The 25,151-nt window shown below is 60.0% G+C and carries 20 protein-coding genes; 3 read left to right on the forward strand and 17 right to left on the reverse strand.

Annotated features, from left to right (window positions below; translation table 11 throughout):
- Nucleotides 1–1,307 precede the first annotated feature (1,307 nt).
- Nucleotides 1,308–2,501 carry a phage terminase large subunit gene (terL, locus tag CFB34_RS09315; RefSeq protein WP_143329511.1) on the reverse strand — a complete coding sequence of 398 codons (1,194 nt, stop codon included), beginning with the start codon at nucleotides 2,499–2,501 and terminating at the stop codon, nucleotides 1,308–1,310.
- Nucleotides 2,502–2,740: 239 nt separating this feature from the next.
- Between terL (CFB34_RS09315) and istA the strand changes: the two genes are divergently transcribed.
- Both istA and istB read left to right on the forward strand, forming a co-directional pair.
- Entirely contained in the window at nucleotides 2,741–4,297 is a 1,557-nt protein-coding gene (gene istA, locus CFB34_RS09320; RefSeq protein WP_011875599.1) for an IS21-like element IS408 family transposase, read from the forward strand.
- Between the two features lie 16 nt (nucleotides 4,298–4,313).
- Nucleotides 4,314–5,063: an IS21-like element IS408 family helper ATPase IstB gene (istB, locus tag CFB34_RS09325; RefSeq protein WP_006397350.1), complete on the forward strand. Its 750-nt coding sequence runs from the start codon at nucleotides 4,314–4,316 to the stop codon at nucleotides 5,061–5,063.
- 55 nt (nucleotides 5,064–5,118) lie between these two features.
- Here istB and terL (CFB34_RS09330) read toward each other — a convergent pair whose 3' ends face one another.
- The 8 genes from terL (CFB34_RS09330) to CFB34_RS09365 all read right to left on the reverse strand — a co-directional run bounded on the left by terL (CFB34_RS09330) (nucleotide 5,119) and on the right by CFB34_RS09365 (nucleotide 15,956).
- Nucleotides 5,119–5,703: a phage terminase large subunit gene (gene terL, locus CFB34_RS09330; protein WP_179243716.1), complete on the reverse strand. Its 585-nt coding sequence runs from the start codon at nucleotides 5,701–5,703 to the stop codon at nucleotides 5,119–5,121.
- Nucleotides 5,704–5,900: 197 nt separating this feature from the next.
- Entirely contained in the window at nucleotides 5,901–6,179 is a 279-nt protein-coding gene (locus tag CFB34_RS09335) for a hypothetical protein (protein ID WP_089444654.1), read from the reverse strand.
- Nucleotides 6,176–6,469 carry a hypothetical protein gene (locus tag CFB34_RS09340; RefSeq protein WP_089444655.1) on the reverse strand — a complete coding sequence of 98 codons (294 nt, stop codon included), beginning with the start codon at nucleotides 6,467–6,469 and terminating at the stop codon, nucleotides 6,176–6,178. The genes CFB34_RS09335 and CFB34_RS09340 overlap by 4 nt, the downstream gene beginning before the upstream one ends.
- A 29-nt stretch (nucleotides 6,470–6,498) precedes the next feature.
- Nucleotides 6,499–8,256: a phage tail fiber protein gene (locus tag CFB34_RS09345; protein ID WP_089444656.1), complete on the reverse strand. Its 1,758-nt coding sequence runs from the start codon at nucleotides 8,254–8,256 to the stop codon at nucleotides 6,499–6,501.
- Between the two features lie 24 nt (nucleotides 8,257–8,280).
- Nucleotides 8,281–8,610 (reverse strand): hypothetical protein, encoded by a 330-nt coding sequence (locus tag CFB34_RS09350; protein ID WP_089444657.1) that lies wholly within the window; start codon nucleotides 8,608–8,610, stop codon nucleotides 8,281–8,283.
- A gap of 3 nt (nucleotides 8,611–8,613) precedes the next feature.
- Nucleotides 8,614–12,336 carry a hypothetical protein gene (locus tag CFB34_RS09355; RefSeq protein WP_143329573.1) on the reverse strand — a complete coding sequence of 1,241 codons (3,723 nt, stop codon included), beginning with the start codon at nucleotides 12,334–12,336 and terminating at the stop codon, nucleotides 8,614–8,616.
- Nucleotides 12,337–12,494: 158 nt separating this feature from the next.
- The gene (locus tag CFB34_RS09360) at nucleotides 12,495–15,338 is read right to left on the reverse strand and encodes a lysozyme (protein ID WP_143329574.1); all 2,844 of its coding nucleotides are present in this window, start codon (nucleotides 15,336–15,338) and stop codon (nucleotides 12,495–12,497) included.
- Between the two features lie 108 nt (nucleotides 15,339–15,446).
- On the reverse strand, nucleotides 15,447–15,956 hold the full coding sequence (locus CFB34_RS09365; protein WP_089444660.1) for a hypothetical protein: 510 nt from the start codon (nucleotides 15,954–15,956) through the stop codon (nucleotides 15,447–15,449).
- A 269-nt stretch (nucleotides 15,957–16,225) separates the two neighbouring features.
- Here CFB34_RS09365 and CFB34_RS09370 point away from each other — a divergent pair, with 269 nt between their 5' ends.
- Nucleotides 16,226–17,494 carry an IS256 family transposase gene (locus CFB34_RS09370; RefSeq protein ID WP_080001177.1) on the forward strand — a complete coding sequence of 423 codons (1,269 nt, stop codon included), beginning with the start codon at nucleotides 16,226–16,228 and terminating at the stop codon, nucleotides 17,492–17,494.
- On the opposite strand, the gene CFB34_RS09375 is transcribed toward CFB34_RS09370, so the two are convergent.
- The 8 genes from CFB34_RS09375 to CFB34_RS09410 all read right to left on the reverse strand — a co-directional run bounded on the left by CFB34_RS09375 (nucleotide 17,475) and on the right by CFB34_RS09410 (nucleotide 25,016).
- Nucleotides 17,475–17,768, reverse strand: a complete 294-nt coding sequence (locus CFB34_RS09375; RefSeq protein ID WP_143329510.1) for a hypothetical protein — start codon at nucleotides 17,766–17,768, stop codon at nucleotides 17,475–17,477. The genes CFB34_RS09370 and CFB34_RS09375 overlap by 20 nt on opposite strands.
- 65 nt (nucleotides 17,769–17,833) lie before the next feature.
- Nucleotides 17,834–20,149 (reverse strand): hypothetical protein, encoded by a 2,316-nt coding sequence (locus tag CFB34_RS09380; protein WP_089442740.1) that lies wholly within the window; start codon nucleotides 20,147–20,149, stop codon nucleotides 17,834–17,836.
- Entirely contained in the window at nucleotides 20,146–20,745 is a 600-nt protein-coding gene (locus CFB34_RS09385) for a hypothetical protein (RefSeq protein WP_179243717.1), read from the reverse strand. The genes CFB34_RS09380 and CFB34_RS09385 overlap by 4 nt, the downstream gene beginning before the upstream one ends.
- Nucleotides 20,746–20,839: 94 nt before the next feature.
- The gene (locus CFB34_RS09390; protein ID WP_089442738.1) at nucleotides 20,840–21,781 is read right to left on the reverse strand and encodes a capsid protein; all 942 of its coding nucleotides are present in this window, start codon (nucleotides 21,779–21,781) and stop codon (nucleotides 20,840–20,842) included.
- 175 nt (nucleotides 21,782–21,956) lie between these two features.
- The gene (locus CFB34_RS09395) at nucleotides 21,957–22,145 is read right to left on the reverse strand and encodes a hypothetical protein (RefSeq protein WP_143329509.1); all 189 of its coding nucleotides are present in this window, start codon (nucleotides 22,143–22,145) and stop codon (nucleotides 21,957–21,959) included.
- Nucleotides 22,146–22,453: 308 nt separating this feature from the next.
- Nucleotides 22,454–23,281, reverse strand: coding sequence for a hypothetical protein (locus CFB34_RS09400; protein ID WP_089442735.1), 828 nt, complete (start codon nucleotides 23,279–23,281; stop codon nucleotides 22,454–22,456).
- Nucleotides 23,281–23,451, reverse strand: coding sequence for a hypothetical protein (locus tag CFB34_RS09405; RefSeq protein ID WP_179243718.1), 171 nt, complete (start codon nucleotides 23,449–23,451; stop codon nucleotides 23,281–23,283). Before CFB34_RS09405 ends, CFB34_RS09400 begins: the two co-directional genes overlap by 1 nt.
- Nucleotides 23,451–25,016 carry a portal protein gene (locus CFB34_RS09410; protein ID WP_089442734.1) on the reverse strand — a complete coding sequence of 522 codons (1,566 nt, stop codon included), beginning with the start codon at nucleotides 25,014–25,016 and terminating at the stop codon, nucleotides 23,451–23,453. Before CFB34_RS09410 ends, CFB34_RS09405 begins: the two co-directional genes overlap by 1 nt.
- Nucleotides 25,017–25,151: the final 135 nt, after the last annotated feature.

Consider the following 25,151-nt stretch of genomic DNA (forward strand, 5'->3'; position numbering starts at 1 on the left):
GTCAGTGCAGCTCAGTGCTGCGGTAAGAAGAACTTTATGCAATCCACTAGAGGATGTCAACACAAATCGAAAAGAAATTCTCAAGCGGAGTGAAAGGGGCGCTACAGGCGGTCGATGGGTGAGCCTATAGGGCAGCCAGGGCAGGGAAGTAGGAGAGCGGCTGGAGGCGAACTGAGGGCAGCTAGAGGTGTTCTAGAGGTGGACGGAAGGTGGACTGATGGGCGAAAAAAATAGGTGTGCTCACACGCATGCACAAACTGAATGAAACAGCAGCAATCATTCAGAAATGGAATAGAAGCAAAAAAATCCCCCAGAGCGTGAGCCCTGAGGGATGTCGTGTGGTGCTGCTGGGTGTGCCTGGAGAGGGCATACGGATATCTAATCCGCATAGCCCTCAATGGAATCAATCACTTAGCCGTGAGTGTGTCCAATGGTGTGCCCGGATGGTGACCATCTGCCTGGATTGGGCTGCACGTGTGGCGCGCATGAATCCCTGATGCGCGTCCTGAATGCGGGTGGGTGTGTGCCCGTGAATCGGGAGGGCCGCCGGGGGGAATTTCGCGGCGGGACTTTATCAGATACCCTCTGAGATTTTCCCGGCCAACATTTGAGACCCATGAGAGCCACTACAGCCACCCTCACGCTCGCCGCTACGATGGCCCTGAGCGGATGCTACACGTCCACCATAAAGACCGCTATAGAGCCTCTGAAGGGCCAACATGCGGATGTCTTGATCCAACGGTGGGGATACCCGGACCAGGACAAGACTGTAGCAGGCCATCACATCCTGGTGTGGGATGGTGCTGGGTGCCAGAGGTCCGCTGAGATTGATGATGCACGTGTGGTGCAGCATGTGAGTGTTCGGGGCGCTCCGGACTTCTGTGCGGAGGCGGTTCGATGACCGCGCTGGAGAATGCGGTGGCCAATGTCAGGAGCGACCAGCAGGAATCTCCCTCGTCAGCCGCTGTCATTCAGCAGATGCCATTCCCAGAGCCAATCTATGACAGAGTGGTGAGGGAACAGGCGTACAGGGTTCTGCACCCCAGCCTATGGGACAAAGTGCAGGGGTACATGCCCGTACTCGTTGGTATGGTAGTCCTGGTGGTAGTGGTGGTCAGAATCATGGTCAAGCTCACCACCAGGTCACCCAATAGGCAACCATAAGGGCATCATAAGATACCCTATAGTTAATCTCTAAGTTCTATCTCTATAGGGCTTCGCCCTGCCCATATAGGGCGAGAGTCGGGGTTTAGAGGCCTAAATCCCCGCTCTGCCAAGCCCTGCAAGGGATACAGCAGGATGACCGGCTATACCCACTCATCGCCCCAATTGTCGCTCACAGGGGCAGCCCCAAGGACATGCTCAGCGAACCTGGAGAGCTCCATCCGCAGCATCTCTTCGCGGTGGTCATCCAGGACCTTCTGGGTGTCCTTGTCCATCTGCTCCACCCAGTAGGCCACCGCCATCGCCAGAGCATCCAGGCGGTCATCCTTGCCCAGAGCTCCGCGCTCCTTCGTGATACGGGACATCTGATAGAAGAGCTGGTACTGGTGAGCCTTCTCGTGCGGGTACTCGTTGTAGTTCTCCATGTCCCGCTCGATGAGCGCTTCGTCAACCACAAGCCGATGCTGGTTCATCACCGGCTCCAGCGTGTCGATGATGCGCCGCTCCTTCTGCCCGTTGCTGCGTACCTCTTCGGTGGTGCATGGGTACGTTCGGGTGAGGAACGGTGTCAGGAGCTTGGTGAACATGCCGTCACCGAAGTTCGGCTCCACGGTGACATGCTTCACCTTGAACTTCTTGGCGACGTTAGCGAGCGCCTGGAGGGTATCGTCATCGTAGCCGCCCTTGAGACCCCCAGCAGCCAGCAGGTACAGGAAGCCATTCAGCATGGCCACCACCGCATAGCTGGTCTCATCCCCGCCACGCCCTGAGGGGTCGATGGACATCACGCACCCCTGGTAGTCCGCGAAGTCCTTGGAGACGAACAGCGGGCGATACCAGCGGTCACCCTGAAGACCAACCGATTGGAGGTCCTTCAGCATCTGGTCAGGTCCTGAGGCCCACGCCAGTTTGACCGGGGCGATGTCCAAGCTGAGGTTGAGAACCATCAGGTCAGACAGCTTCAGCGGGTACTTGTCCTGGTCGGAAAAGCTGGTGTCAAGCATGAACTGCATGGCGAAGCCAGTTCGTCCATACGATGCAGCTCGCTCAATCAGGTCAAGGTCGTGGAAGCGTGATGGCTCTACAGCAGCGCCACGGCCACCGCACTGGTCAGCCAGTGTCGGGTCAGCGTCCAGCTTGCGAGCAACGAACGGAGCCAGGCGGTCAGCATAGCGAGCTCGTAGGGCAGCGTTAGGGAATCGTGCAGGCCACACACGAACCACGTAGCCACGCTCAGGGAGCACGTTGTAGAGGCTCATCTCCGTCTGAGGGGTGCCCAGGTACGTGATGACTCCACCGGGAACCAGCACCGTGCGTATTCCGGCGAACGTGATCACGCATTTCGGCGGATCGTGATCATGGATTCCGAATGATCGTGATCACCCGTTTCGGTTGATCGTGATCGCTGATCACAGGTTTCCGAAACGCGTGATCACGATGCCGGAATGAGCGATCACGGGACCGAAACGGGTGATCACGTAACCGGAACGTAATCCGGGTTTGAGTCTGGCGGTGGCGTTGCGCATGTATTCACCGACGGCGTTAGCCTGCTCCCTTTTTTGCGGGAGAAGTGCCGATGCCGACACCTCGGATGAGCATGCGCAAATTGAAGGAAGTCCTGCGACTAAAGTGGGCGTGTGGCCTGACGCATCGGCAGATCAGCCGGGCTATCGGCATCAGCGTCGGTGCCGTCTCGAAGTTCGCGGCCCAAGCCAGCCAGGCGGGACTCGATTGGGCGGCAGCCGAAGCAATGTCCGACGACGAACTGGACGCGCGCCTGAGGCCTGCGGCAACCAATGCCGCGGCGACGACGACGCGACGCATCGAGCCCGACTACACGGCATTGCATCGCGAGCTGCGCCGCAAGGGCGTGACGCTGCAACTGCTGTGGGAAGAATACGCTGAAGCGAACCCCGGCCAGCGGACGTACCGCTACACGCAGTTCTGCCAGAAGTACAAGGACTGGGCGAAGTCGATCAAGCGCTCGATGCGTCAGCAGCACCGCGCCGGCGAGAAGCTGTTCGCGGACTTCGCGGGTCCCACCGTGCCGGTCCTGGCGAGCGATGGCGGCGTCGAGTTCGAGGCGCACGTGTTCGTTGCCGTGCTCGGCGCATCCAACTACACGTTCGCGTGCGCGACGCGCACCGAGACGATGGCGGACTGGATCGGCAGCCTGTGCGATGCGCTAGAGTTCATTGGCGGCGTGCCCGAGCTGCTCGTGCCCGACAACCCGAAGGCGCTGATCGCGCGACCCGACCGTTACGAACCCGGACTCGGCACGACCACGCAGGACTTCGTGAACCACTACGGCACCGCGATGCTGCCGGCGCGTCCGCGCAAACCGCAGGACAAGGCCAAGGTCGAAGTCGGCGTGCAGATCGTCGAGCGCTGGGTGCTGGCCCGACTGCGCCACTATCGCTTCTACAGTCTGGCTGAACTCAACAAGGCGATTGCAGAACTGATCGCCGACCTAAACCAGCGCCCGTTCAAGCGGCTCGAAGGCAACCGGCGTGAATGGTTCGAACGGCTGGACCAACCCGTCCTGCGCCCGTTGCCCGTGCGTCGCTACGAGATCGCCACCTTCCAGAAGTGCCGTGTGAACATCGATTACCACGTCGATGTCGGCGGCCACTATTACAGCGTCCCGCATAGCCTCGCACGGCAGGAGGTCTGGGCGCGTATCACACGCCACGGCGTAGAGATCCTGCATGGCGGCAAGCGTGTCGCTGCGCACGCTCGCTCGCGCCTCAAAGGCAAACACACGACCATCGCCGAACACATGCCGGCTGCGCATCGCGCGCACATGGAATGGACGCCTGGGCGCCTGCTCAACTGGGGCGCATCCGTCGGCCCCGGCGCCGAGGCTGTCGTGCGGCATCTGCTGACCAACAAACCTCACCCCGAGATGGGCTATCGCGCCTGTCTCGGTCTTCTCTCGCTCGCGCGCAAGTACGGCAAACACCGCCTCGAGGCCGCATGCCAGCGTGCATTGAAGATCGGCTCGCCCACGCGTCGCTCCGTGCTGTCAATCCTGGAAGCGGGACTTGACCTGCAGCCCTCGCTCCCGACCACGCCCGCCGAATGGCGCTCGCCCGAGCACGAGAACGTGCGCGGCCCCGACTACTACCACTGACCCGAAGGAGGTCACGATGTTGATGCAGCACACCCTTACCCAGCTAAAGGCGCTCAAACTGGACGGCATGGCTCGCGCGTTCGAGGAGCAGTCAACGCTCACGGCAAGCACCAGCCTGTCATTCGAGGAACGCGTGGGCATGCTCGTAGATCGCGAGCTGGCCTGGCGTGATACGCGACGACTCGAACGTTTGCTGCGCGCCGCGAAGCTCAAGAACCCACAGGCCTGCGTCGAAGACATTGAATACCGGCAAACCCGTGGGCTGGACCAGCGCATCGTCGCCACGCTCGCCGGCTGCGACTGGGTGCGCAATGCTCAGAACCTGATCCTGACCGGCCCCACCGGCGCGGGCAAGACGTGGCTCGCTTGCGCGTTCGGCCAGCAGGCGTGCCGGCAGGGCTTCTCCGTGTTCTATGTGCGCGTCGCGCGGCTGTTCGAAGAGCTGAAAATCGCGCACGGCGACGGCAGCTTCACACGTCGGCTTGCGCAACTCGCGAAGATTGATGTGCTGATCCTCGACGATTGGGGCTTGCAGGATCTCGACCAGGCGGCGCGCAATGATCTGCTTGAGGTACTTGATGATCGTGTCGGTACGCGCTCGACTGTGATCACCAGCCAGTTGCCGCTCGAACACTGGCACGCGTGGCTGCAGGACCCCACGCTCGCCGATGCGATTCTCGATCGGCTCGTGCATCAGGCCCACAAGCTTCCGGTCAAGGGCGATTCGATGAGAAAGAAAACGAAATCCGAGTCCGCTGACGCCTGATCGTGATCACCGTCGCTATAATCCATTGACCGCGCAACACCACCTTCCAGACTGATCACGTTCGCCGAAACGATTGATCACCATCGCCGAAATCCGCAAGCACCGCATCGAACTCCTTCACCGCCTCGGCCAGCTTGTCGCGCATGGTCTGGGTCAGTGCGTTGTTCGGAACCTCAACGTCATCCGCGATGATGTGCGTAGCGCGGCCACCAGTGAGCTGCCCAGTGATACCTACCGAGCGAACGGAAGGTGCCTGGTGGGCAGACGAGGGGCCAACGTCGAATGCCACGATGGAATCGCGCTGGCCCTCGCGAGGCTTCAGGTGTTGAAGTAGCGGCATCTCAGCGATGAGCCGCTTCACGAACACCGAGAACGCATCAGCGCGTCCCTTCGATGCGGACACCACCAGGATGCGTTCCTCCGGGTTGCAGTACAGCAGCCAAAGCACATAGGCGGCGGTGATCCAGCTCTTACCGATACCACGGAAGGCCTCAACGATGCGGCGCTTGGGGCCGTGCTGGAGGAACCTGGCGATGTCGTACTGGACTGGGGTGGGGGTTGGCAGGTTAAGGTGCTGCCACACCAGGTACAGGAAGTTTCTGAAGTCTTGCTTCAGGGGGTCTACAGCTTCTTCTGTCATTGACTCCAGGAAGCGTTAGGAGGCCGCACACGCCTCCGGTAGTGATGCCTTAGTGGATGCGTGTGGGTAAAAGGAGGGAGCCCCGCAGAGGGGCTATATTGCTGTCTAGTAGCGTCCAGGAATCTTTCGATCATCGATAGACAACAGGTCGATGATGAGACCGAGAATGCCAAGCACAATGATGACCAGCGCGCCTGTCATACAGCGGCCTGCTGGTACTCGTCATCCTCGCCCTCGCCACCCACGTTACCGGGGAAGGGGAGGACGGATGCGAGATTCTGGAGGGGCTTATTGGCGCTCGGGAGGGCTTCGATGCCGTTGTCCTTCAGGAAGCTCTTGGCCACGTTAGCGATGGCTGCAAGGCCCTTCAGGTCTTCCGGATCGGACTTCCCTTTGTATGCCTTGATGGCGTCCGTGAGGGCTGTAGCGATGAGCCCGTGGAGCTCGTTGAGTGCTTCTTTGGATGCCTGGGTCATTGCGCGCTGTCCCCTGTCATGCCGAGCTTCTTGCGCACCAGGTCTTCCAGGAAGTGCGTGCCGAAGATAGCGAAGGCTGCGGACACTCCGCACACTGCTTCGATGGGGAGGTTCGGGTAGACCGCCACTACTGCTGAGGCAGCCATGCTCAGGCCGGAACCGACGATGACACGGCCGGTTACCCGCTTGAGGTTCATGGGCTCGCCTTCGGACAGCAGCTTACCCAGCGTGATAGCTGCACCGATACCGGCCAGCGTGATGAGGGTCTTCGTGTGTTCTGCGAGTTGCATATGATTGAGGTAGGTGGTTAGCGGGGCAGTTAGCCCCGTGCTTTGAACCTGATGCCGCTGAGGCTCGTGAAGGTTGCGTTCGCGTATCCATCCTGCTGCTCGATATTCCCGTTTGTGTTAACTCGAAGTGAGCAACGTCCAGATGCTGTAGTGCACTCGAACATCTCGATTACATATGGCCACATCCCGGCTGGGAGCTGAGCGATGGAAGTGCCGGATGAAACGGTACCGCCAGTTACGAGGCCCCGGAGTGACACCCAGCCATCTCTCGACATGCTTGCGCCCGGACTAGCGAACCCGCCGCCGCCCACGTATGGAGACCAGCCATCCAGCATCGTCAGGGAACGCCACTCATCACTGACGTACGGGGTGATATCAGACTCGCCCATCATCGCGTCAATGAGGCCACCCCATACCTGGGTCTGCATGAGCTCAGTGGGGTGGACGCCCTGGCCGTTACCGAAGTCATCGGACATCATGTATCCGGCAGCCCACGAGATATCCCGCATGTATGCGTACGAGTCGAAGTAGGCACACTGGTAGTCGCGCGCTGCGGACAGATAGATGCCACGAAGGCGTTCGTACCAAGGGGACGCGCGCCCGTGCTGTGGATCGTAGGTAGCCGTAGGACCTACGAGCACAATCGAGAGATTCTGAACGGTGCCGTAAGGGTTAGAACGAATCTCAGCGAGCTTCGAGCGGAGGTTAGAGGCGAATCCAGAAATACCGTCCTGAGCATCGTTGATGCCGTACTTGATAAAGAAGATGTCAGTAGTCCCGCCAACCTGATCAATGTCAGGAATGGCGTTCATCTGGGCGACGCGGGTTCCGCCCACTCCACGGTTCGTGAAGGACATGTTGTTCCGGATACCCTTGGCGCGCACCAGGAATTCAGGGATCAGCACTTGAGGTTCGAAGTTCGGACCAGCGTATCCGCCTCCGTTAGCAGCAGTGGCTGCGGTAGAGTCGCCGTAGATGAACCCCTTGAGCATCCCGCCCTGCTTGATGCGCAGATAGAGTCGATAGAGGTATTCCTTTCCTACGAATACCTTCCCGTCGTCGCCGTAACTATTGATCTGGACCAGACCACCCTGGGAGGCTGGCTTTAGGATTGCGCCGCCGCCAACGAACTGGCTGCCAAGTGGGTTGCTGAGGGAGGTGACCACAACTGACGTGCCCGTGGGCAGTACAACCGGGGAACCGCCTGACGCATCAACCGCTTGCTGCGGAGCTGCGTAGTCCTTCACGCCAACTGAGTCGCGCTGCTTGTCTTGAAACGTTCGAACTACTGCACCAGCCCCTGAGGCGATGAAGGACCCATAGCCGCCCTCTACGCCAGCCAGAAGAGTCTCCGTGATTTGCTTCACGGAGCCGAGAGTTGCGGCATCCCCATCAGCCTGTGGATACGATACATCCGTGATGCGGAGCCCACCGGCGTCGTACACGCGACCAGGCCCACGCATCAGCGTCAATCCAGCCTCGTCTTGTCGCTCCTGCGCTAGGTACAGGAGCTGTGTCGATTCCAGGTTCAGGTCTGGAGCGGTGAGCGTGGAGGCGTCCTGGAACACCACCATGTGAGGGTCGCTGGGGGTGGTGCGGCGCACCTCAACATTGTCCAGTCCGGCTACCGGAGGTTCAGGAATCAGGACAGAGCTGCTGTTAATCCAGGTGAACAGCACTTCGATTTTGTTCACGCGAACAGTCACGTGAGACTTGTCGATGTATGGGAACGGGACAGCGAATACCTTAGTGGTACCGTCCCCGCTGTAGATGGCACGAGAGAGCATATTGAGCTGTGTGGGATAGGTGATTTAGCTGCGCGGCTTGACGAGCCACTTGGCGAATTGAGGGTTGTCCTGAAGGACACTGATGAGGCCGGAAGCGGTGGCGAGTACGAATTTCTCTTCGACCGCTTCGGAAAGCTGAACGCCCATCCCGTAGAGAATGGCGTGGAGGATTTCATGAAGAACCGTATCCACCTCTTCCCTTTCGGGGAGGCTTTCACGGATGTCAATGCGTTGCTCCCCGCGATGGCATAGGCCATACACATCGGGGAGCTGTTCCTCAGGGAGATACGTGATGTCGTATCGTTTCCCCAGCACGCGAACGCGCTGGGGTCTCACTGCTTTACTGCCCGCCATCTTTTAGTTCTGTACGCGGGGCTTGAACTTCGGGAAGTTGGAGCTAATCATGTCGTTCACGTTACGCATACCGAACAGGTTACCTCCGGGAATGGAGTACAGCGCATCCCGCATGTCCTTCTGCGTGACCACGTTGGTGCTGAATGGGTTCAGGTAGGTCCCCGCAACCTGACCAGCAGACATCATCCTCATGGCTTGCGTCATGGACGGAGTGATGAATAGGTTCCGGTTATCGGTGTTCGCGGTGCCGTTCGTGAACAGTGTCTGCCCACCGCTGATGGGGTTGTAGACGGTCTCCATCAGGTTTGGCATGAGGCCCAGCACTGGCATCCGGGGGATAGCGCCCCACGCGATGGCTGCGGGGGACAGCTTCTCCTTCAGCTTCTCGGGGTCGTGGGCGTAGTTGATGGAGTTCTGGAGGGAGTACTCCAGGGCCGCACCGATGAACGAATAGGCCCACTGAACGAACGTCGTGCGGTCCCTGTAGTAGAGACTCTTCAGGAACTGCTTGGCGTGGCCTGCAATCACGAACGTCTTGAGCTCGGTGAAGATTTTCCCCACCGTCGTGTGCATGAACGGGATGGACTCCCCGATGTCGTGATCCTGAATCGCATCACGCACTTCACGCGAGATGAGAAGCTGGAACTTGCTGTACGTCTCGGGACGCTCAGCAGCCCACCGCTCGTAATCGATAGCCAACGCAGCACCAGTCTTCGGGTCCTCAGTGGTGTACTTCTTGAGGGCCGCGTGGACATCCGGCTGGTCGTCGTGCGATACCCCGTTGTGGGTCATACGCTCACGCTGCTTGTCCGACATCTTGACCCGGCCGGTCGCGAAGTCCAGGTGCTTCTGGGTCATCATCCGCGCAGTCAGCAGGCGGGACGAAGAGGTGACTAGCGAGTTACCGGACATATGATCCACGGCATGGGAGAGCGTGTTGCTGGTGTTCTCGAAGCGCGTGAGGCCACGGTCATACGTGTAGTCCGTGATTTCATGCTGTCGGGCGTAGGAGGCCACATGCTCCCGGCCGAAGCCTGTGATCATCTCGATGTCCCTGGCTAGGCCTAGCGACGGCTGATGCCCAGACCTGAAGCTCCGGAGGATGCCCGTGAAGGTAGGCATGTGCAGTCGCATGGCTCGCATCGAAGACAGCGCGATGGCGTTCTTCATCTCCAGCGATGCCATCAGGCCTAGCTGGCCCAGCATCGTGGAACGCGTTACGGCGCGCATAGCGGTTAGGAAGCGGTCAGCGCGGTTGAAGCTCTGGGTCGACATCGGCCGGCCGGTAACGTGGTCGTAGAGGTCCTGAGCGAACTGCTTGTTGCGGTTGAACTTCTCCGCACTCTGCGTCATCGCAGCGTTCTCTTCGTGCCACTTCTCAGCCTCCCGCATGTACCGCATGAACTCAGCACGGGACCGGATGCCGACCTCCGCGAGTGCCAGGTGGCCACCCATCGAATTCAGGTAGCGGTCCACCAGAACGCGCGAATCGTTCTCGAACAGGTCCGACAGCTTGAACGTAGAGCCGTCCGGCATGCGCTCCATGTGATTCTCATCGAGAGCGAAGCGGTACTTCAGCGCTGGAGCTTGGCCAGCGTCACCGGCCTTACCCGCCTTGCGGTCAAACATCAGGTCCACTAAGGAGTTCACCTCGTGGTCCCCCAGTCCGGCCTTGCCGAGCTCATCACGCAACGTCACCAGGTCCTTGGAGTACAGATGGATGTCCTGCATTGCATGGCTGAACTCCAGCTTCATCACCGCATCCATGAAGCTCTTTGCCTTCGCGATATCGCCGGTTAGGCCGGGGACTTGGATTGCGTTCGCTACTGCCTGGTAGAGGTCATTTCCATACTTCGCGAACGCCTCACGGATGTTGTCCTGACGCCACTGGCGATTCACGTAGCGTGGATTGTCCGGGATGTTCTCCGCACCGGCCACGTTAGCCTTCTCCAGACGGGCGCGCATGTCCGCGTAGAAGTCCGTCATGGACTTGGCCGCGCGCTGGAGCTGCGGCGCGATGTCCTGGTTCGCATGGAGAACGTCGGTATCCCCGCGAGCTACACGAGCGACATCCTCATAGAACTGGCGGTGGAAGCCGATGGCCTTCGTGAGTGGCAGCTTACGAGCCTTGATGGCCTCGTCATACGCACCACGTGCTTCCATGTGGAATCGACCGCCGAGCTCGCGGCGGTACTGCGATTTCAGCTCCGAAGCAGACCAGCCCTGCGCTTCGTGTGGGTCGATGCCGATGGCGTCCTTGACCAGCTTGAAGCCCAGGAACTGAAGGTGGGGATTCTCGGACTGGTTGAGGTGGGTAAAGTAGTCCCAGCGGGTGGGAACCTTCTTCCACTTCGCCATCTGCGTGGACTGCTCCCAGAGGCCCTGAACCGGGGCAGCCTGAGCCGCGCCGATAGAGCCGCCCAGGAACCCCTCAGCGGGCTTCGCCGGGGCGTGCCCAGGGGAGAGGTCATGGAGGTCCGAGCGGTTCACTGAGGTGGTCGCTCCGGTTTCCGGATGCTCCACTGTCAGCTCACCAGTCTTCATATTCTCGTTGACCACACGTCCTTCGTTCATGCCCGTGCCGTCATCCCACCAGACCGTCTCATGATGCAGCGCGGGGAGGGCTTCATCATTAGCGCCGTCACGCGCCCACGGAGCGTCAAAGCCGCCTTGGCCATCAGCAGGGGCCTCCACAGGCTTCGCGGCGACCTCTTCAGGCTTCTTACCAAGCGCCTTAGCGAAGGCCTGCTGCATCGCTGTAGGGGCCTCGTCGGGGCCATTTACCCGCGCCAGTACGTCAGCAACGCGCTGGTCTTCAGATGCCTTGGCAATGTGGCTGTCTACTGCGAGGTCACGCGACTGCTGGTCCTTAAGCGCGGCCTGCTCAGCATCGTACTTCGCGAAGGCATCTTCGTATTGCTTGCGCTGGTCTGCGGTGAACTTCGGTCCTGTCGGCTCGGGTGCCTGTTCGGCAAGCCCAGCGTCAACCTTCGCGGCCTGCTGGAGGTTGTCCATGTATTGCTTGAGCTGCGCCGACTCTTCTGGCGTGAGCTCGTGGCCAGCCTGCTGCTTAGCGAGGGAATCGATGGCTGCATTCTCTTCGCCAGCCTTGCGCTGAAGCCGAAGCTGCTCACGCGCATGGAGCCCGACAAACGGCGCTGCGAACGCCATCGACATAACCCCAGCCTTCAAGACTCCAGCCGTGTCATCTTCGAAGTTGTACTGCTGGCGTAGCCTTTCAGCGGCCATGCCGAGGCCTCCAGCGGTCCCCAAGCCCGCTGCGATGGGACGCAGCCGGGATACCTCTTGAGCGGCCTGCACGCCTGCATTGATGCCCTGGGCGAGCTTCGCGCCACGGACCAGCAGCGAAGCGCCGCCAGAGACTCCCATCGCTGCCAGGTTGATGGGGTCGATGATGCCGAACGCGAGTCCAGCAGCGAAGCGGCCAGCGTTGCCAGCTCCGCTGAGGTCCCCGAGGTCCTGGAGGTCCTTCTGTTTGTCCAGGATGTTCTGTTTGATCCAGGCTGCCTGGCCAGCAGATGAGGCCTGAGCGAACTGCCCGTGGAACTCAGGCCACACACCTTCGGTGAGCTGCTGGTAGTTCTGATCATCGAACGGGTTGTACTTCTCATCGGGCTGAAGCTGATTCCCAGCCCAGTGGTCAATGGCCCCCGGAATCCAGGAGTCCTGTCTCCACATTGCCCCCAGGTAGTCCAGTCTGGACATCCCAGCAGAACGCGCCTGCTTGTCCTGAGTCTGGACGTACTGGCTGCCTGGGAATGCTGTCTGTTGGACTACCGGGGCCGTGCTGGGACTGGCCTGTTGGTCAGCCCGTACTGCTGCTACTGCGCTGTCGTAAGGAGTCAAGTCAGCCATGTGCGGATTTAGTTGGAAGTCCGCGCGGCCTCCTTGATGCCTTGGAGAAACGCGACAGGACCGTTGATCATGAGAGAACGGAGGTTGTTACGGCGAACGTCCTCCCTGCGGTTCCCATCCTTGTCCAGGTAGGTCACCTTCAGTGCATCGTTGAAGCCTGCGATGTCCTTCCTGGCGAGCGCGCCGATGGCCTTGTGGAACTGGCCAACGTCTCCGACCTGGTACGCCACGTCCGTGAGGGCAGCCTTCTGCGCCTGGCTGATCATCATCCAGAGCCCAGGATTGACAGCCTCTACGGCTTGCTTCGCGCGGTCGGTGTAGCGTGGAAGGGTGACCTCAAGGAGACGCGCGGCTTGCTCGGGGGTGATCTGAACGGAGCCGTTCTTGATTCCGTCGATGGACGTAGCGGGGATGCCAGCGCGGCGGAAGTCCTCAGCGATGGTCCCTGCATTGGCGTTCAGGTTGTAGCCGTAGCCGATGTTGTTCCCTGCCTTCGGGTTAGGGTCAGGGGTGGCCTTGAGCACCAGACCTTCGCCCATCGCAGTGAGCGCAGCGGAGAAGTTACCGCCGCCCAGGAAGGAGCCCGCCTGGTTCACCTGAAGCTTGGACCCCTGGCCCGTCAAGCGGGAACCAGAGAGGCCAGCAAAGGAGGTGGGCATGGTGGGGAAGTTGAAGACGTTGTTTAGCGCACCAGAGAAAGCATCACCACGTACCTTCTCAATCTGACCTTGCGTAACATCGCTGAGCTGCTTCAGGTTCGTGGCTTTTGCCAAGAGCTCGGCGTTATCGATGAGGTCCTGAGAAGTTGCCGTACCGTTGCCCAGCTTCTGCTTCAGGGTGGACATTGCGGCACGCTCATCAGTGGATAGGAGCTTTGTTGCTGCGGTCTCCTGCATGATCTGGCCAAACGTCACATCTGCGAGCTTGTGAACAGGAGCGCCGTTGATGAACGCGGCCAGCGTGTACTTCCCATCCTTGCCGTAGATGAGACCAGGGCTCACATCTTCACCATACTGACTGCGGGCCTTGTCCAGGTAGTTCTTGATGGCCTCTTGAGTCTGGTCGTTCGCCTGGTTAGGCGGAACCTGGAGGTCCACCTTATTGATTGGGTCGTAGACGAAGTTGGACTGCACTTGCTGTTGAATCCATGTCTTCGCTTGGTCGGAGCTCGCGGTGGGATTCCGCATGTAGTACTTCTCCAGCTCCAGTCGCGCCCACGCGCTGGTGGCCTCTTCGTTCTCCGGGGAACCGCCGAAGATACGGCCGATGACCGGGATGCGCTGATACCAGCTCGTGGTCAGCCCAGATACCTCCTTGGCCACCTTCGTCTTCCACTGCGGATCACTCGTGATTTCCTTCGCCATCTTCTGGGCTTCGGGAGAGACCGTCTGGTAGGAGCTGTGATAGGCCTGGCTGTCGTCTACGCCCGAAGAACGCTGCTGGACATACGAGCCGAAAACGTTGGACGCTTTCTCATCAAAGTACAGTGAGCGAATCTGGTCAGGCATTCCAGCATAAAGCGCCGCCGCCAGCTTAAACTGACTCGAAGGCGTTCCATCTTTCGGGGGTACTGCATTAACTGTTCCGTCGATGAGGGCCTTCAGTTTGCTGTTCGCAATGTCACTGCGCCCTGAGCGGCCCGTGATGTCCACGATGGACTTGATAGCCTGCTGCACCTGGGGAATCTGCGAGGGGTCCCCTCCGACCTTCCCAGAGGCAACCTGCATGAGAGTGTTCACGTCCGGCTGCTGGACTGTATCCAGAGCCGCCTGAGCGTCCTTCTTGTCGAGCGCCCAGGCTGTGCCGGAGCCTACCGACTGGACCGCCTGAACGTTCTGCTGGGCAGCGTCAGCCATCCCCTGGAGGCGTCGATACTCACCCAGCGCCGCGCTTGCGCTCTTGAACTGGTTCAGCGGCCCGATGCGGTTGACGAAGTCATTGATGTCAGGCTGCTTGCCCTGACTCGCCGCCTCTTCGTCCGCTACGGTCCTCTTGAAGAAGTCCGTTTGCTGCGCCTGCTCGATGCGCTGGTTCTGCTCTTCGAGAGCCCGATGCTGGAGGCGGGTGGCCTCAGATTGAATCTTCGGGTTCATCTGCTGGAGCGTCAGGCCCGTGTGCGGGTCCTTGAACTGCGTGAACAGGTCGAACAGTTCCGGCCGACCACCAGCTTGCGAGGATAGATTGTTGATCTTGTCCAGGAGCATGTCAGCCATCTCAGGGCGGGTCATCATGCCCATCTGACCACGCATCGGCTCCAGCGTCTGCTGAACCCCGTCCCACATCTGCTGGAGATTCTTGGTCGGGTCCAGGACACCATCAGCGACAGCGGAGAAGTTCCCCACGGCGGTCTCTTTCAGGCGCTGGAACTGGACCTGAGCGAAGTCCTTGCGGACACTATCGGCCGTCGTGGCGACGCTCTTGGAGACCTGATCGACAATCGCCGGGTCCGTGAGGCCAGCCGTGTGCTGCGCAACCTGCTCGTGGAGGAATTTCTCCGGGTCGAACCCGTCCTGGTTCTTGTGCTCCTGGTAGGCGCTCAGGATGTCCGTCTGAACCTGATTGCCAATCTTCAGGCCCACCGCGTTGCGATAGCCTTGAGAGAACGTATCGTTGAACGCGGGGTCCACGCGGGAGTCAGCGGACGGGGGCGGAACCTTGATACCTCCGGTTTGCGCGTCGATGAGCCCAGCGTCACTGAGCTGGCCCGCTGAGGTGCCCGCCTTAAAAGCCTGCGTGGCGTCCTTCTGGTTCTCCAGGTTGACGTAGTGATCAAGAGCCGGGTTGAAGCTCTTCAGGCCTTCCAGCAGGCCCGACAGTGTGGAATCCTGAGCGGGGGCCTGGTAGGTATCCACCGGCCGCTCTTGGGGCTGGAAAGAGACCTGGCGCTGGCCTGGGTCTCCCTGACCGCGCTGGATGATTTGCTGAGTGGTGTTCGGTGGCATACCTTTCGATGTGCTCGGTTAGGAGGTGTATGAGTAAGACGGTACGGAGCCCGAGGCCTGGTACTTAGTCTTCTGGAGGCTCGTGTACGAATTCAGCGCACCGCCAGCAATCTGGAGGCCAGTACCAATCAGGCTCGGCTGCTGCACGCTGGCCATGCGGGAGGCTGCTTGCGCATAGTCCCCACGGAGACCGGCGAGGGCCTGGCGCTGCTGCGAAGACGCATTGGCCTGCATAGCTGCAATGTCCTGCCCAGCGTTGAAGTTGGCTTCGTTCGTCACGCGGTCATTACTGCCCCCGCCGTTGGTCCCGGAGTCAGTCGCAAGGGCCTGGAGGTGTCCCGTTTCGATCATCGCTTGGCGAGCTCGCTCAGACATCTGCTCGGCTGCTGCTTGGCCCTGCTGGGTCATCTGGTTCTTCGTGTCGGTGACCTGAGCGTCATAGGCAGCTTGGGCTGCATCTGACTGCCTGCTTGCTGCCTGGCTCTGACCAACGTAGCCGACAACTGCACCGGCCGCACTGGCTGCCATGCTGGCCATCGTGAGGGTGGTCAGCGTTGAAATGGAAGCTGGTTCACACATTGCGTACTCTGTAGAAGTGGTAGAAGGGCGCGCGCGCCGCACCGTAGTCCGACACGAGCTCCCCGATGGTGAACCCCAGGGCGCGCAGCCAGGCAATCGAAGCGGTGTTCTCGGAGTGGACGAAGTTGAATAGAGCTGGGAAGCGCCCCTGAATCTGGACCTATCCGTCATTTTGTGGGCGGGGCATATCATGAGGTGTAAAAGCCATGGATATGCCGATGAAGAAGAAAAGACAAACCGTAGCGCGTCAGGCAGCGGCCCGCGGGCCGCTGCCTGAGTTGCCCAAGGAACTGCTGGACCAACTGGTCAAGGGGCCGATGACGCCGACCGAGGTCCAGGATCTGATGCTGGCGTTCAACAAAGCGATCATCGAACGCGCAATGGGCGCCGAGATGAATCTGCATTTGGGCTACCCGTCCGGCCAGTCCAAGCCTACCGGGCAAGCCAACGAGCGCAACGGCGCCAGCGGCAAGACGGTCATCACCGATCGTGGCCCGGTTCGGGTCGAAGTCCCCCGCGATCGCGACGGCAGCTTCGAGCCGATTCTGATTCCCAAGCACGAGCGCCGCTTCACCGGCTTCGACGAACGCATCATCGCGATGTACGCCCGCGGCATGAGTGTGCGCGAGATTCAAGGGTTTCTGGCCGAGCACTACGGCACCGAAGTGTCGCCCGACTTCATCAGCTCGGTCACCGACGAGGTGATGGCCGAGGCGCTGAGCTGGCAGAACCGCCCGCTCGAGCCAATGTACCCGGTGGTGTTCTTCGATGCGCTGCGGGTCAAGATCCGCGACGACGGCGTGGTCAGCAACAAGGCCGTCTATCTGGCCTTGGGCATCCAGGCCGACGGCCAGCGCGACGTGCTGGGCCTCTGGATCGAGCAGACCGAGGGCGCCAAGTTCTGGCTCAAGGTGTTCAACGAACTCAAGACGCGCGGCTGCCAGGACATCCTGATCGCCGTGGTCGATGGCCTGAAGGGGCTGACCGAGGCCATCAGTGCAGCCTATCCGCGGACAACCGTTCAGACCTGCATCGTGCATCTGATCCGCAACAGCCTCGAGTACGCCAGCTACAAGGACCGTAAGGCGCTCGCCACAGCCCTGCGCCCGATCTACGCAGCCGCTAGCGAAGAGGCGGCAAGGCAGGCGTTACAGGACTTCGCCGACGGCCCGTGGGGCGAGAAATATCCGACCATCGTGCAATCGTGGCAGCGCGCCTGGGAGCACGTCATACCGTTCTTCGTGTTTCCGCCGGAGATTCGACGGGTCGTGTACACAACGAATGCCATTGAAAGTCTGAACATGCAACTGCGCAAGATCATCAAGACCCGTGGTCACTTCCCCAATGACGAGGCGGCGATCAAGCTGCTCTGGCTGGCGCTGCGCAACGTGCTGGCCAAGACCGTGCGGGCCGCCTTCGACTGGAAATCAGCGATGAACCAGTTTGCTATCCTGTTCGGCGAGCGATTCACGCAGGCGCGTGGATAACCTGTTGTTCAACCGCCTCGCCCACAAAAATGCGGACAGGTTCCTGAATCTCAGCTATCCACTTCCGGCCATCCTTCACGAGCCGCTTGGAGAACCTGTAGACCTCCGGAGTGGCAACCATCCAGGGGCTGCCGAAGCCATCGACCTCAGCAACCCCGTAGATGCAGAACGGGATGTTGTTCTCATCAACCGCCACCCATGCCTCTTTGGATGCCTCCAGGGACCGCAGCAGTGGCCCCTCAGTGGCATCGCCGGAGGACAGCGCAATCTCCACTCGGTCCTGCTCGCGGAGTCTGGGGAAGAGGCTACGACAGTCCGCTGGTGTTGCTATGCGGATCATCACATGCGCCTCCCGAAGCTCACGAACTCAGCATCCCAGCCAGCGGATTGGAAGACGGATGGGAGGTAGGAGTCGTTGACGATTTCAATACGCACGCCCTCATTCGCGGTCATCACGGGGAACTTGAATGTCCCGGACTCGATGGACGGAACGCCGAGCGTTGCCGAGCTCGTGCCCAGCGTGTGGCCGCTGAAGACATACGTGTACGTGTCCCGAGCCTTCGGCTGAACCTCCACGCGGAAGTAGCCGCTGTTGGTGTAGTCCACGTAGAAGCGGCGAAGCTTGAGCTTGCCATTGGTCATAGCGACCTGGTTCTGGTCCTTCGCGTACTGCTCCGAGAACCGATATCGCTTCACGTAGTCCTGCCCGAAGAAGACTGGACCTGCTGTCCAGTTACCAGGAGCGGTGACCGTGTAGCCGCCGTTTGCGGTGAACGGAATCTTCTTCCCCACGAGACTTGTGAACGCCTCACCGGCGACCATCGTGTAGCCACTCGCGGGAACCGCGTAAGGGAGCGTGAAGGAGGTCACGCGGGTCACGGGGTCATACGTCCCGGACACGTACACGCGATGGTCCAGGTGGATGACGAAGCCCATTCCAGCGTCCGATAGGTCAGACTGGAGGTCCATCGTTTCGAGATACGTCCCATCGCTGCGGTTGAGGATGAAGTAGCAGCGGTTGTTGATGAACTCAGCTCCCAGGACCGACGTTCCAGCATCGAAGACGAACTTTAGCCACGCGCTCTGCTGCTTGGTGTTGCCCGACCAGAAGAACTTGTACACATACACCACGTTCGGCTCATCGCGGCAGAGCGCAAAGATGACATCCTCTGATGAGCTAGCAACCAGGCTGAAGAGATTAGCAGGGAGGTACGAGGGAACATGCGCGGTCACGTCTGCGGCATCGTTAGTCAACGTGGTGGAATCCACGTAGTACTCGCGAAGGCCCGTGTGCTGCCCAGCGGTGACGCCGAAGTACACCGCCTGCCCAACGCCTACCGGCCGTGCTGCGGTGCCACTATCGAACTCCGTAGCGACATCAGCGCGCACTGTCTTCGGGCTCATCAGCTCTTGCCCGCCAGTAAGCTGGAACTGGGTCTGGTCGGAGAACAAGAGAAGGGTCTTGTCGAACGGGACTGCGTACTTGAGGATGGAGACCTTCGTGGTTCCCACGTTGGTATCGATGGGGTCTGTGTCGATGACTGCGGTGGCCGTCTTGCCCCAGAAGTTGTAGTACTGCCCAGCTCGGGACATGCAGACGTTCTCATCCGATAGGAAACCGAGCCGTCCCCGGTAGTAGAAGATGTCAGCGATTGTCCGGCCCACGAACGAAGGCGCAGGGTTCGTCACGTCATCGCCCACCTTGCGAGACTCCCAGGTTACTGGAGAGAACGAAAAGGAGCCGTCAGCTTGCCTTACGAGCTTCCACGGCATCGTGTCGGAAACGATAGAGTTCGTCAGTCCTGGCTTCGTTGTTTCCTGCCAGGCCGTCCCGTTCCAGGTCACGTAGTACGCGCTCGTGCCTCCTTGAGGGTCACCGGAGATGGTCATGGTGTAACCAGTCTCGAATGTCGGAGGGAGCTTTCCAAATGTCGTCACTGCCTTGTTCATGTCCAGCAGCGCGGTATTGCCGTAGCCGTCTGCACATGAGGCCTGGGTGATGTTTCCGGAAGTCTTTGTGACCTTTACGATGGACGTGTTCGGCAGCACCCCGACCGAATAGCCAGCACCCAGAGCTGTGGACAGGTTCGCTGAGATTGAGCCAGCGATGGAGTGGGAGTCGTTCGCCACATCGCCAGTCCCGAACGATGCCGTGATACCGTCTACGGTTGCCCAGTAGGTCATCTGCGGCTGCGCCAGGGCAACGTAGAAGTACGCCACGTTCCCCGGATTGGACGCGCTGGGGCTTCCCTGAGCTACCCGCATTGAGCGGTTCAGAATGAACGTGTAGTCCGCCACCGTGACAAAGCCAAAGTCCTGTTGAGGATTCGCTGATGCGAGGTAAGCGGTGCCGCTGGGAAACGTCACTGTGCGTGGTGTTCCATCCAACAGGCTGTAGACCTGCAATGACCCATTCACCGCGAACACCACATAGCGCTCAGTAGTGGAGCGATTGATGATGTGTACTGCTGCGTTGGTGATGACCGAGCGGGTGAGTAGCGCAAGGAAGGAGAGCGGGGGGCGTTTCCGAAGACCGGTCGCGATGGTCGGGTAGGCGTTTTCGCTGAGTTCAGCCTGGGTGTCGTGTCGGAGCGTGGGAGGCTGCTGACTGACACCATTGAACAGGCTGGGGATGCTCTTATTGATGAGCGTCAAGCCGAGGACCCGTTATAGAGAATCGCGGTGTCCGGGCGCATCCACGCATCGGCCACGCTGTAGCTGTCGTAGAACATGTTGTAGTCCCCGTTATCACCCTCAGCATCCTTAAGGGCCACCAGTGCCTTCAGCTCGTCATTCTCAGTGAGCTTGTCGATGGTGTCAGACGTGAAGGAGGTGGCCTGGAATGAGCGAGCTGCGCAGATTGCGATGTACTGGCGAGCGGCTTGCGGGAGCTCATCCCAGTCCATGAAGAACACCAGGTCAGCCTTCAGGTCACGGTCCCAGATGTACGTGTGGTTCTTCTTGTCGTACATTCGCTGGCCACGCTGAGCTGCCTGAGCGTCGCTTGAACGTCGGTCGATGGATGCCTTCAGCGCATTCGCGGGGAGTGTGATGGTGCCGTCATCGCCGCGCTTGAGGGGGAACTGGTGTTCCGTGTTGAATGCCCAGCCAGTGGACTGAACGGTACGGCTGAATTCGAGAAGCTTGGCGCGCGCGGCTGCAACATCGGCCAGGCCTGAGTTGATGATGGTGTTGACCGGGGATTCGCCAATGGCCGCAAGGCACAAGTTGACTGCTTCCAGCTCGGTCATGAAGGCTGATGCCATTGGGGAAGCCCTGAAGAGTTAAACAAAAAAGGGGAGCCCTCCGGTTAAAGAGAACTCCCCTTGGGGTGCTGCTTGGGTATTACGTGGTCGTCACCAGCTCCACTGCGCATTCCGGACGGAGCGAGCCGTGGCCCACTGCGTACTTCGAAACGATGAGCGTGCCTTGGCGGCGGATGTCGTACTGCATCTCCTGAGCCAGGTCCAGGAGCTTAACCGTGCCCACCGATTCCTTCGTCGTGACCACTGCTGCGGTCTTCGAGAAGTCACCTTGGTAGGCAGCCGGACCCGTGGTGATGTTCGTGTTCGGGAGGTGGTTGGTCTTCTGGATGAAGGCCCCACCGATCTTCAGAATCGTCCCGTCCTTGTAGTCACCGTTGTTCACGGTCCAGTCACGGTTCAGGAGAGCCGTCGATTGCGCCAGGAGGTAGTACTGAGCCGGCCGGACGAACGCGTTCTTCTGCGACGTTTCCGGGATGTCCTTCTCATCGAACGTCTGGACGGCCGTGTAGATGCCCGCTGCGAGGTCCACGGCCGATGTCTTGTACAGCGTACCGGCCGAGGTGAGCTGCGTGCCGCCATATGCGCCCGTAACGGTTGCCGAGAGGCGAGCCGTGAGGCACATCACCTGGAGCACGTTCTTGTCCCAGTTCGCTGCCAGAGCGCGGCCCGTTTCGGCCGAGTAGATCGAACGGTAGTCGTAGTGGTTCTTCGCTTCGTCGATGTTCGCGATGAACGCATCGGCGATCAGAAGATCATCGATGGTGATGACGCGCTCATTCACGTTCGACGTTTGGCCCACGATTTCCGTGCCCGGAGTGTGGTAGCGAGCGTTCACGCGCCACGTTGCCGGGAACTGAGCCGACTTGCCCGAGCTGATCGTGCGGACCGTGTGGAACGGCATCACGATGTTGTTCTGCTCAAACGCGGTCAGAACTTCACCGCCGTAGACCTTCAGGAAAAGAGCATCGGTAGCGCCCGCGCCATTAACCTGGCCGGGGCGAATGACAACTGCATCTGCCATTGTGTAAATCCTTGGATGAGTGAAAAGCGGCCAGAGGGTGGCCTTGGAGGGTTCACTTCAGAGGACATGCAGACAGCGGACGTGTGCAAGGTTGTCTCCCCTCAGGGAGGCCAAGTGTTCCGTGTAGATGTACTTGAGGGATGGGTGATGCAATGACGTTTCTGATTCCAGCACGTCAGGAGCTGGTCAATTTAGGAGCATGCTTATCGACAGCAGCCAGCGCCTCATCGAGCTTGGCTTTGATCCCTGCGAGAGCTATGGAGATGTGGCTGGTCTTACGTGACTGAGACTCGATGAGCTCGTCAGTTTCAATCCAGGCCTCCAGCAATCGCAGCTTAATCACGGTCAGTTCGAAGTCAGTCATGATGACCTCCATCAAGGAGCCATCTGGACTATAGGCGCTGGCTGTTCGAATTCAAGCTATGCGTCAGTCCTGGTGACCGGCTGAGCGGGGTACAGCTCCACAAGGGTGTTCGTAGCGTCGCGCCACAAGATGCCCATGCGGATAGCTTCGTGAATCGGAATGAGCTCGTTACCGTACTTGATTACCGTCCCGTGATCCAGAGCCGGATTCGTGAGGTCCATCTTGTTGGTCCCGAGGGGACGAGCGGTGGCCAGCAGTGTCCCGCTGGTATTCACCGTGGCCCCCTTCATGTGAAGGAAGCCCATCGCTTAGAAGGCCGTGGTGGCCGCAAGCTTCGACTCGACCTTTGCCCGGAATGCCGGGTCCTTGGCGTAGCGCGGGTCCTTCATGTCAGCGGTCATCTCAGCTCGGGATGCGTAGCCCGGAGCACCAGCGTTGCCAGGCTTGCCACCCAGCAGGCCCGGTTCGCGGCCATTAGCGGCTTCGTAGCGAGCCCTCAGGCCAGCCACTGCAAGCTGCATCTGTTCCGCCGTTCCAGTCACTGCCGTGTTGAACGCTGCGATTTCGGCCGCGTTGAAGCCGGTCTTGGCCCACTCGGTCATCTTCGCGAACTCGTCCTTGCCACCGGCAATCTCGTAGCCCTGAGCGTTGCGCTGCTCGCCAAGTGCAACCTGGCCAGCGATGTACGCATCGACCATTGCCTTCGGAATGCCAGCGGTTTCGAGCTTCGAGTACGACTCTTCCGATAGACCGCCAGCGCTCTGGAATTCCTGGCTGAACGCGTTGATGTCCAGGCCCTTGCCTTCGAGAACCTTAGCGGCATCGTCAGCGCTTTCTACCGGCTTGCCATCAGCGCCCACTGCGGGCTTGGCTGCCGGGTCCTGGGCGGGAGCTTGAGACTGCTTCTGCTCCAGCTCCTTGTAGGACTGAGACCACGCGACCATATCAACCTGGCCAGTCTCTGCGTTCCAGAACTTCTCCGGCACGTGCTCGGGGCGCGTTGCCGGTTCCGGGGTGACAGCTTGCGGGTTCGCTGCGTCGTACTTTGCGACCATCGCAGCGTCGTATTCAGGCGTACCCGGCTGCGGAGTATTGACCGCGTTCGGGTCAGCCGATGCGTTGGTCTTGTCCGTCATCAAAAGTCCATCCGGTAGGCTTCGTGCGATTCGATCTGAACCGCACCTTCCGGAATCACGAAGCCATCCACGAGCGTCTTTGCCGGGGTCTTCGCGGGCTTTGCCTTCGATGCTTGCGCTGCTTCGGTCTGCACCGGTTCAGCCGATGCGATGGGGGTTGCGTCTGCCATTACTGTCCTTGTGTAGGTGCAGCGGCCTGCTGGCCCTGCATGTTCTGCTTCATGAGACCGCCAAGCTGATTGACAGCATTGGGGCCAAGCTGCTGGAGCATGTTTTGCATCTGAGCTTGCTGCTCTGCTGCTGCAATCTGCTCGTCCGTTTTGATGAGCCCGTTCATGTCGATGCCCAGCGAAGCGCCAGTGCGCTTGATGAGGTCACCCATGTTCACGTAAGTGGGGGCTACTTGAGGACCAAGCGATTCCAGCGAGGTCATGAACTGCTGGAGCTTCGTGAGGTCGTTACCGCGTCCGATGGCCTCGATGCCGGTCGTGATGGCTGGCTTCACGGTTCCCTGCGGGAGGGCCGGGAGTTTGCCTTGGCGTTCCATCTGGAACATCACGCGCTGGACTAGAGGGAGCTGGAACTCCTGACTGAGCGTCGAATAGACACCACCCAGAGAGCTCTCCAGCTCGTTCGCCATGTAGCGGATTTCCTCCGCAGTGACGCGCTCTCCAGCCCGCTGGATGGCGGTATTCAGGAGGAACGCAAACGAAAGCTCGCCAGTGATCGTGTCACACGTCTGCTTTGCCACTGCGAAGTCAGCCTGCTTCTGCATCTGGAGCACGGTCACGTCCTCGGCATTACCTTCCTTCACCGCTCCGGATTCGCTCTCAGTGAGTACACGGAGCTTCGTGGTGGAGTTCGGCTTGACCAGGAAGAGGACCTTAGCGGCAGCAGCGGAGCCCTGGACGATGGCCTTGCGGAGAGCGTTCAGTGACTGAAGGTCACCCAGATACTCTTCGACAAAACCACGTCCATAGTCTTCGCCGTCCACTGCAATGAACCGCAGAGGAATCCAGGGGGACTTACCGAGAGGGTACGAGCCGTGAGACTCAGGCAGGTCAATGCCATTCGCCTCTTGCCATACCTTCCAGTTCGTCTCCGTGCGCTTGATGCACGTGTAGACCTCGACGGTGTCGCAATTGTCATCGTTGCTCTTGTTCGCCATGACAGCAGCCCGAATGTTGTCCGGGAGCTCCATGGGCGACACGTTCTCCTTCGTGAGGATTTCCAGCACGTTCCCCATAGGGTCCCGTTTGACCACATAGCGATCAAGACGGAACACCTTCATGCCCCCTTCAGGAGCCAGGAAGAACAGCACGTTGCCAGTCACAAGGAGAAGCTTGAGGCCTTCGAACGCCGACGTGCGGAGTCCACTGGTCTCGATGTTGGTCATCACGGAGCGCTCCATGCTGCTCAGCGCGTTCTCCACCTGAGCTCGCATCCCTTCACGGCCAGTGAGCTTGACAAGCATCACATCGTCAATGACTAGGCGGAAGAAGGGGGAGTTCGGCGGAAGTAGTGCGAGAAGCAGCTTGGCTGCCAGATTGTTCACGCCACGCGCGCCAAGGGACTGGTACGGGGTGCGGAACCGGGTAGCGCTCGTGGCGCCTTCAGGAGGGAGTAGGGTGGGGATGGTCAGCTTAGCGCAGTCACGCCCGCGTTCAAGGTACGCGTAGCGGTCACCGCTCAGCTTCTCATACCTGCCCCGGAGACTGCTCTCAGCATCGCTCATCCTTGTGGGATGGTGAGCCCGTTGGCTGCGGTTGCTGCCGTGGTGGGAGTAGTCAGGTCGATGCGCAGCGCGTTACGCCCATTCGATGCGGCCCGCTGACCGCCTACCGTGTTTGCGTTAGGGGTGTTATCGGGG

This window comes from Burkholderia sp. HI4860 (assembly GCF_002223045.2).
Taxonomy (GTDB): Bacteria; Pseudomonadota; Gammaproteobacteria; order Burkholderiales; family Burkholderiaceae; genus Burkholderia.

Excerpts from the sequence above, each read along its gene's own strand:
- CFB34_RS09370 (WP_080001177.1), top strand. The coding sequence starts at position 16,226 with ATGAAGAAGAAAAGACAAACCGTAGCGCGTCAGGCAGCGGCCCGCGGG.
- CFB34_RS09335 (WP_089444654.1), bottom strand. The coding sequence starts at position 6,179 with ATGACCCAGGCATCCAAAGAAGCACTCAACGAGCTCCACGGGCTCATC.
- CFB34_RS09350 (WP_089444657.1), bottom strand. The coding sequence starts at position 8,610 with ATGGCGGGCAGTAAAGCAGTGAGACCCCAGCGCGTTCGCGTGCTGGGG.
- CFB34_RS09355 (WP_143329573.1), bottom strand. The coding sequence starts at position 12,336 with ATGTCCAGACTGGACTACCTGGGGGCAATGTGGAGACAGGACTCCTGG.
- CFB34_RS09405 (WP_179243718.1), bottom strand. The coding sequence starts at position 23,451 with ATGGCAGACGCAACCCCCATCGCATCGGCTGAACCGGTGCAGACCGAA.
- istB (WP_006397350.1), top strand. The coding sequence starts at position 4,314 with ATGTTGATGCAGCACACCCTTACCCAGCTAAAGGCGCTCAAACTGGAC.
- CFB34_RS09340 (WP_089444655.1), bottom strand. The coding sequence starts at position 6,469 with ATGCAACTCGCAGAACACACGAAGACCCTCATCACGCTGGCCGGTATC.
- CFB34_RS09385 (WP_179243717.1), bottom strand. The coding sequence starts at position 20,745 with ATGACCGAGCTGGAAGCAGTCAACTTGTGCCTTGCGGCCATTGGCGAA.
- CFB34_RS09395 (WP_143329509.1), bottom strand. The coding sequence starts at position 22,145 with ATGACTGACTTCGAACTGACCGTGATTAAGCTGCGATTGCTGGAGGCC.
- CFB34_RS09365 (WP_089444660.1), bottom strand. The coding sequence starts at position 15,956 with ATGGCAGCCAGTGCGGCCGGTGCAGTTGTCGGCTACGTTGGTCAGAGC.
- CFB34_RS09390 (WP_089442738.1), bottom strand. The coding sequence starts at position 21,781 with ATGGCAGATGCAGTTGTCATTCGCCCCGGCCAGGTTAATGGCGCGGGC.
- CFB34_RS09400 (WP_089442735.1), bottom strand. The coding sequence starts at position 23,281 with ATGACGGACAAGACCAACGCATCGGCTGACCCGAACGCGGTCAATACT.
- CFB34_RS09345 (WP_089444656.1), bottom strand. The coding sequence starts at position 8,256 with ATGCTCTCTCGTGCCATCTACAGCGGGGACGGTACCACTAAGGTATTC.
- terL (WP_179243716.1), bottom strand. The coding sequence starts at position 5,703 with ATGACAGAAGAAGCTGTAGACCCCCTGAAGCAAGACTTCAGAAACTTC.
- istA (WP_011875599.1), top strand. The coding sequence starts at position 2,741 with ATGCCGACACCTCGGATGAGCATGCGCAAATTGAAGGAAGTCCTGCGA.
- CFB34_RS09410 (WP_089442734.1), bottom strand. The coding sequence starts at position 25,016 with ATGAGCGATGCTGAGAGCAGTCTCCGGGGCAGGTATGAGAAGCTGAGC.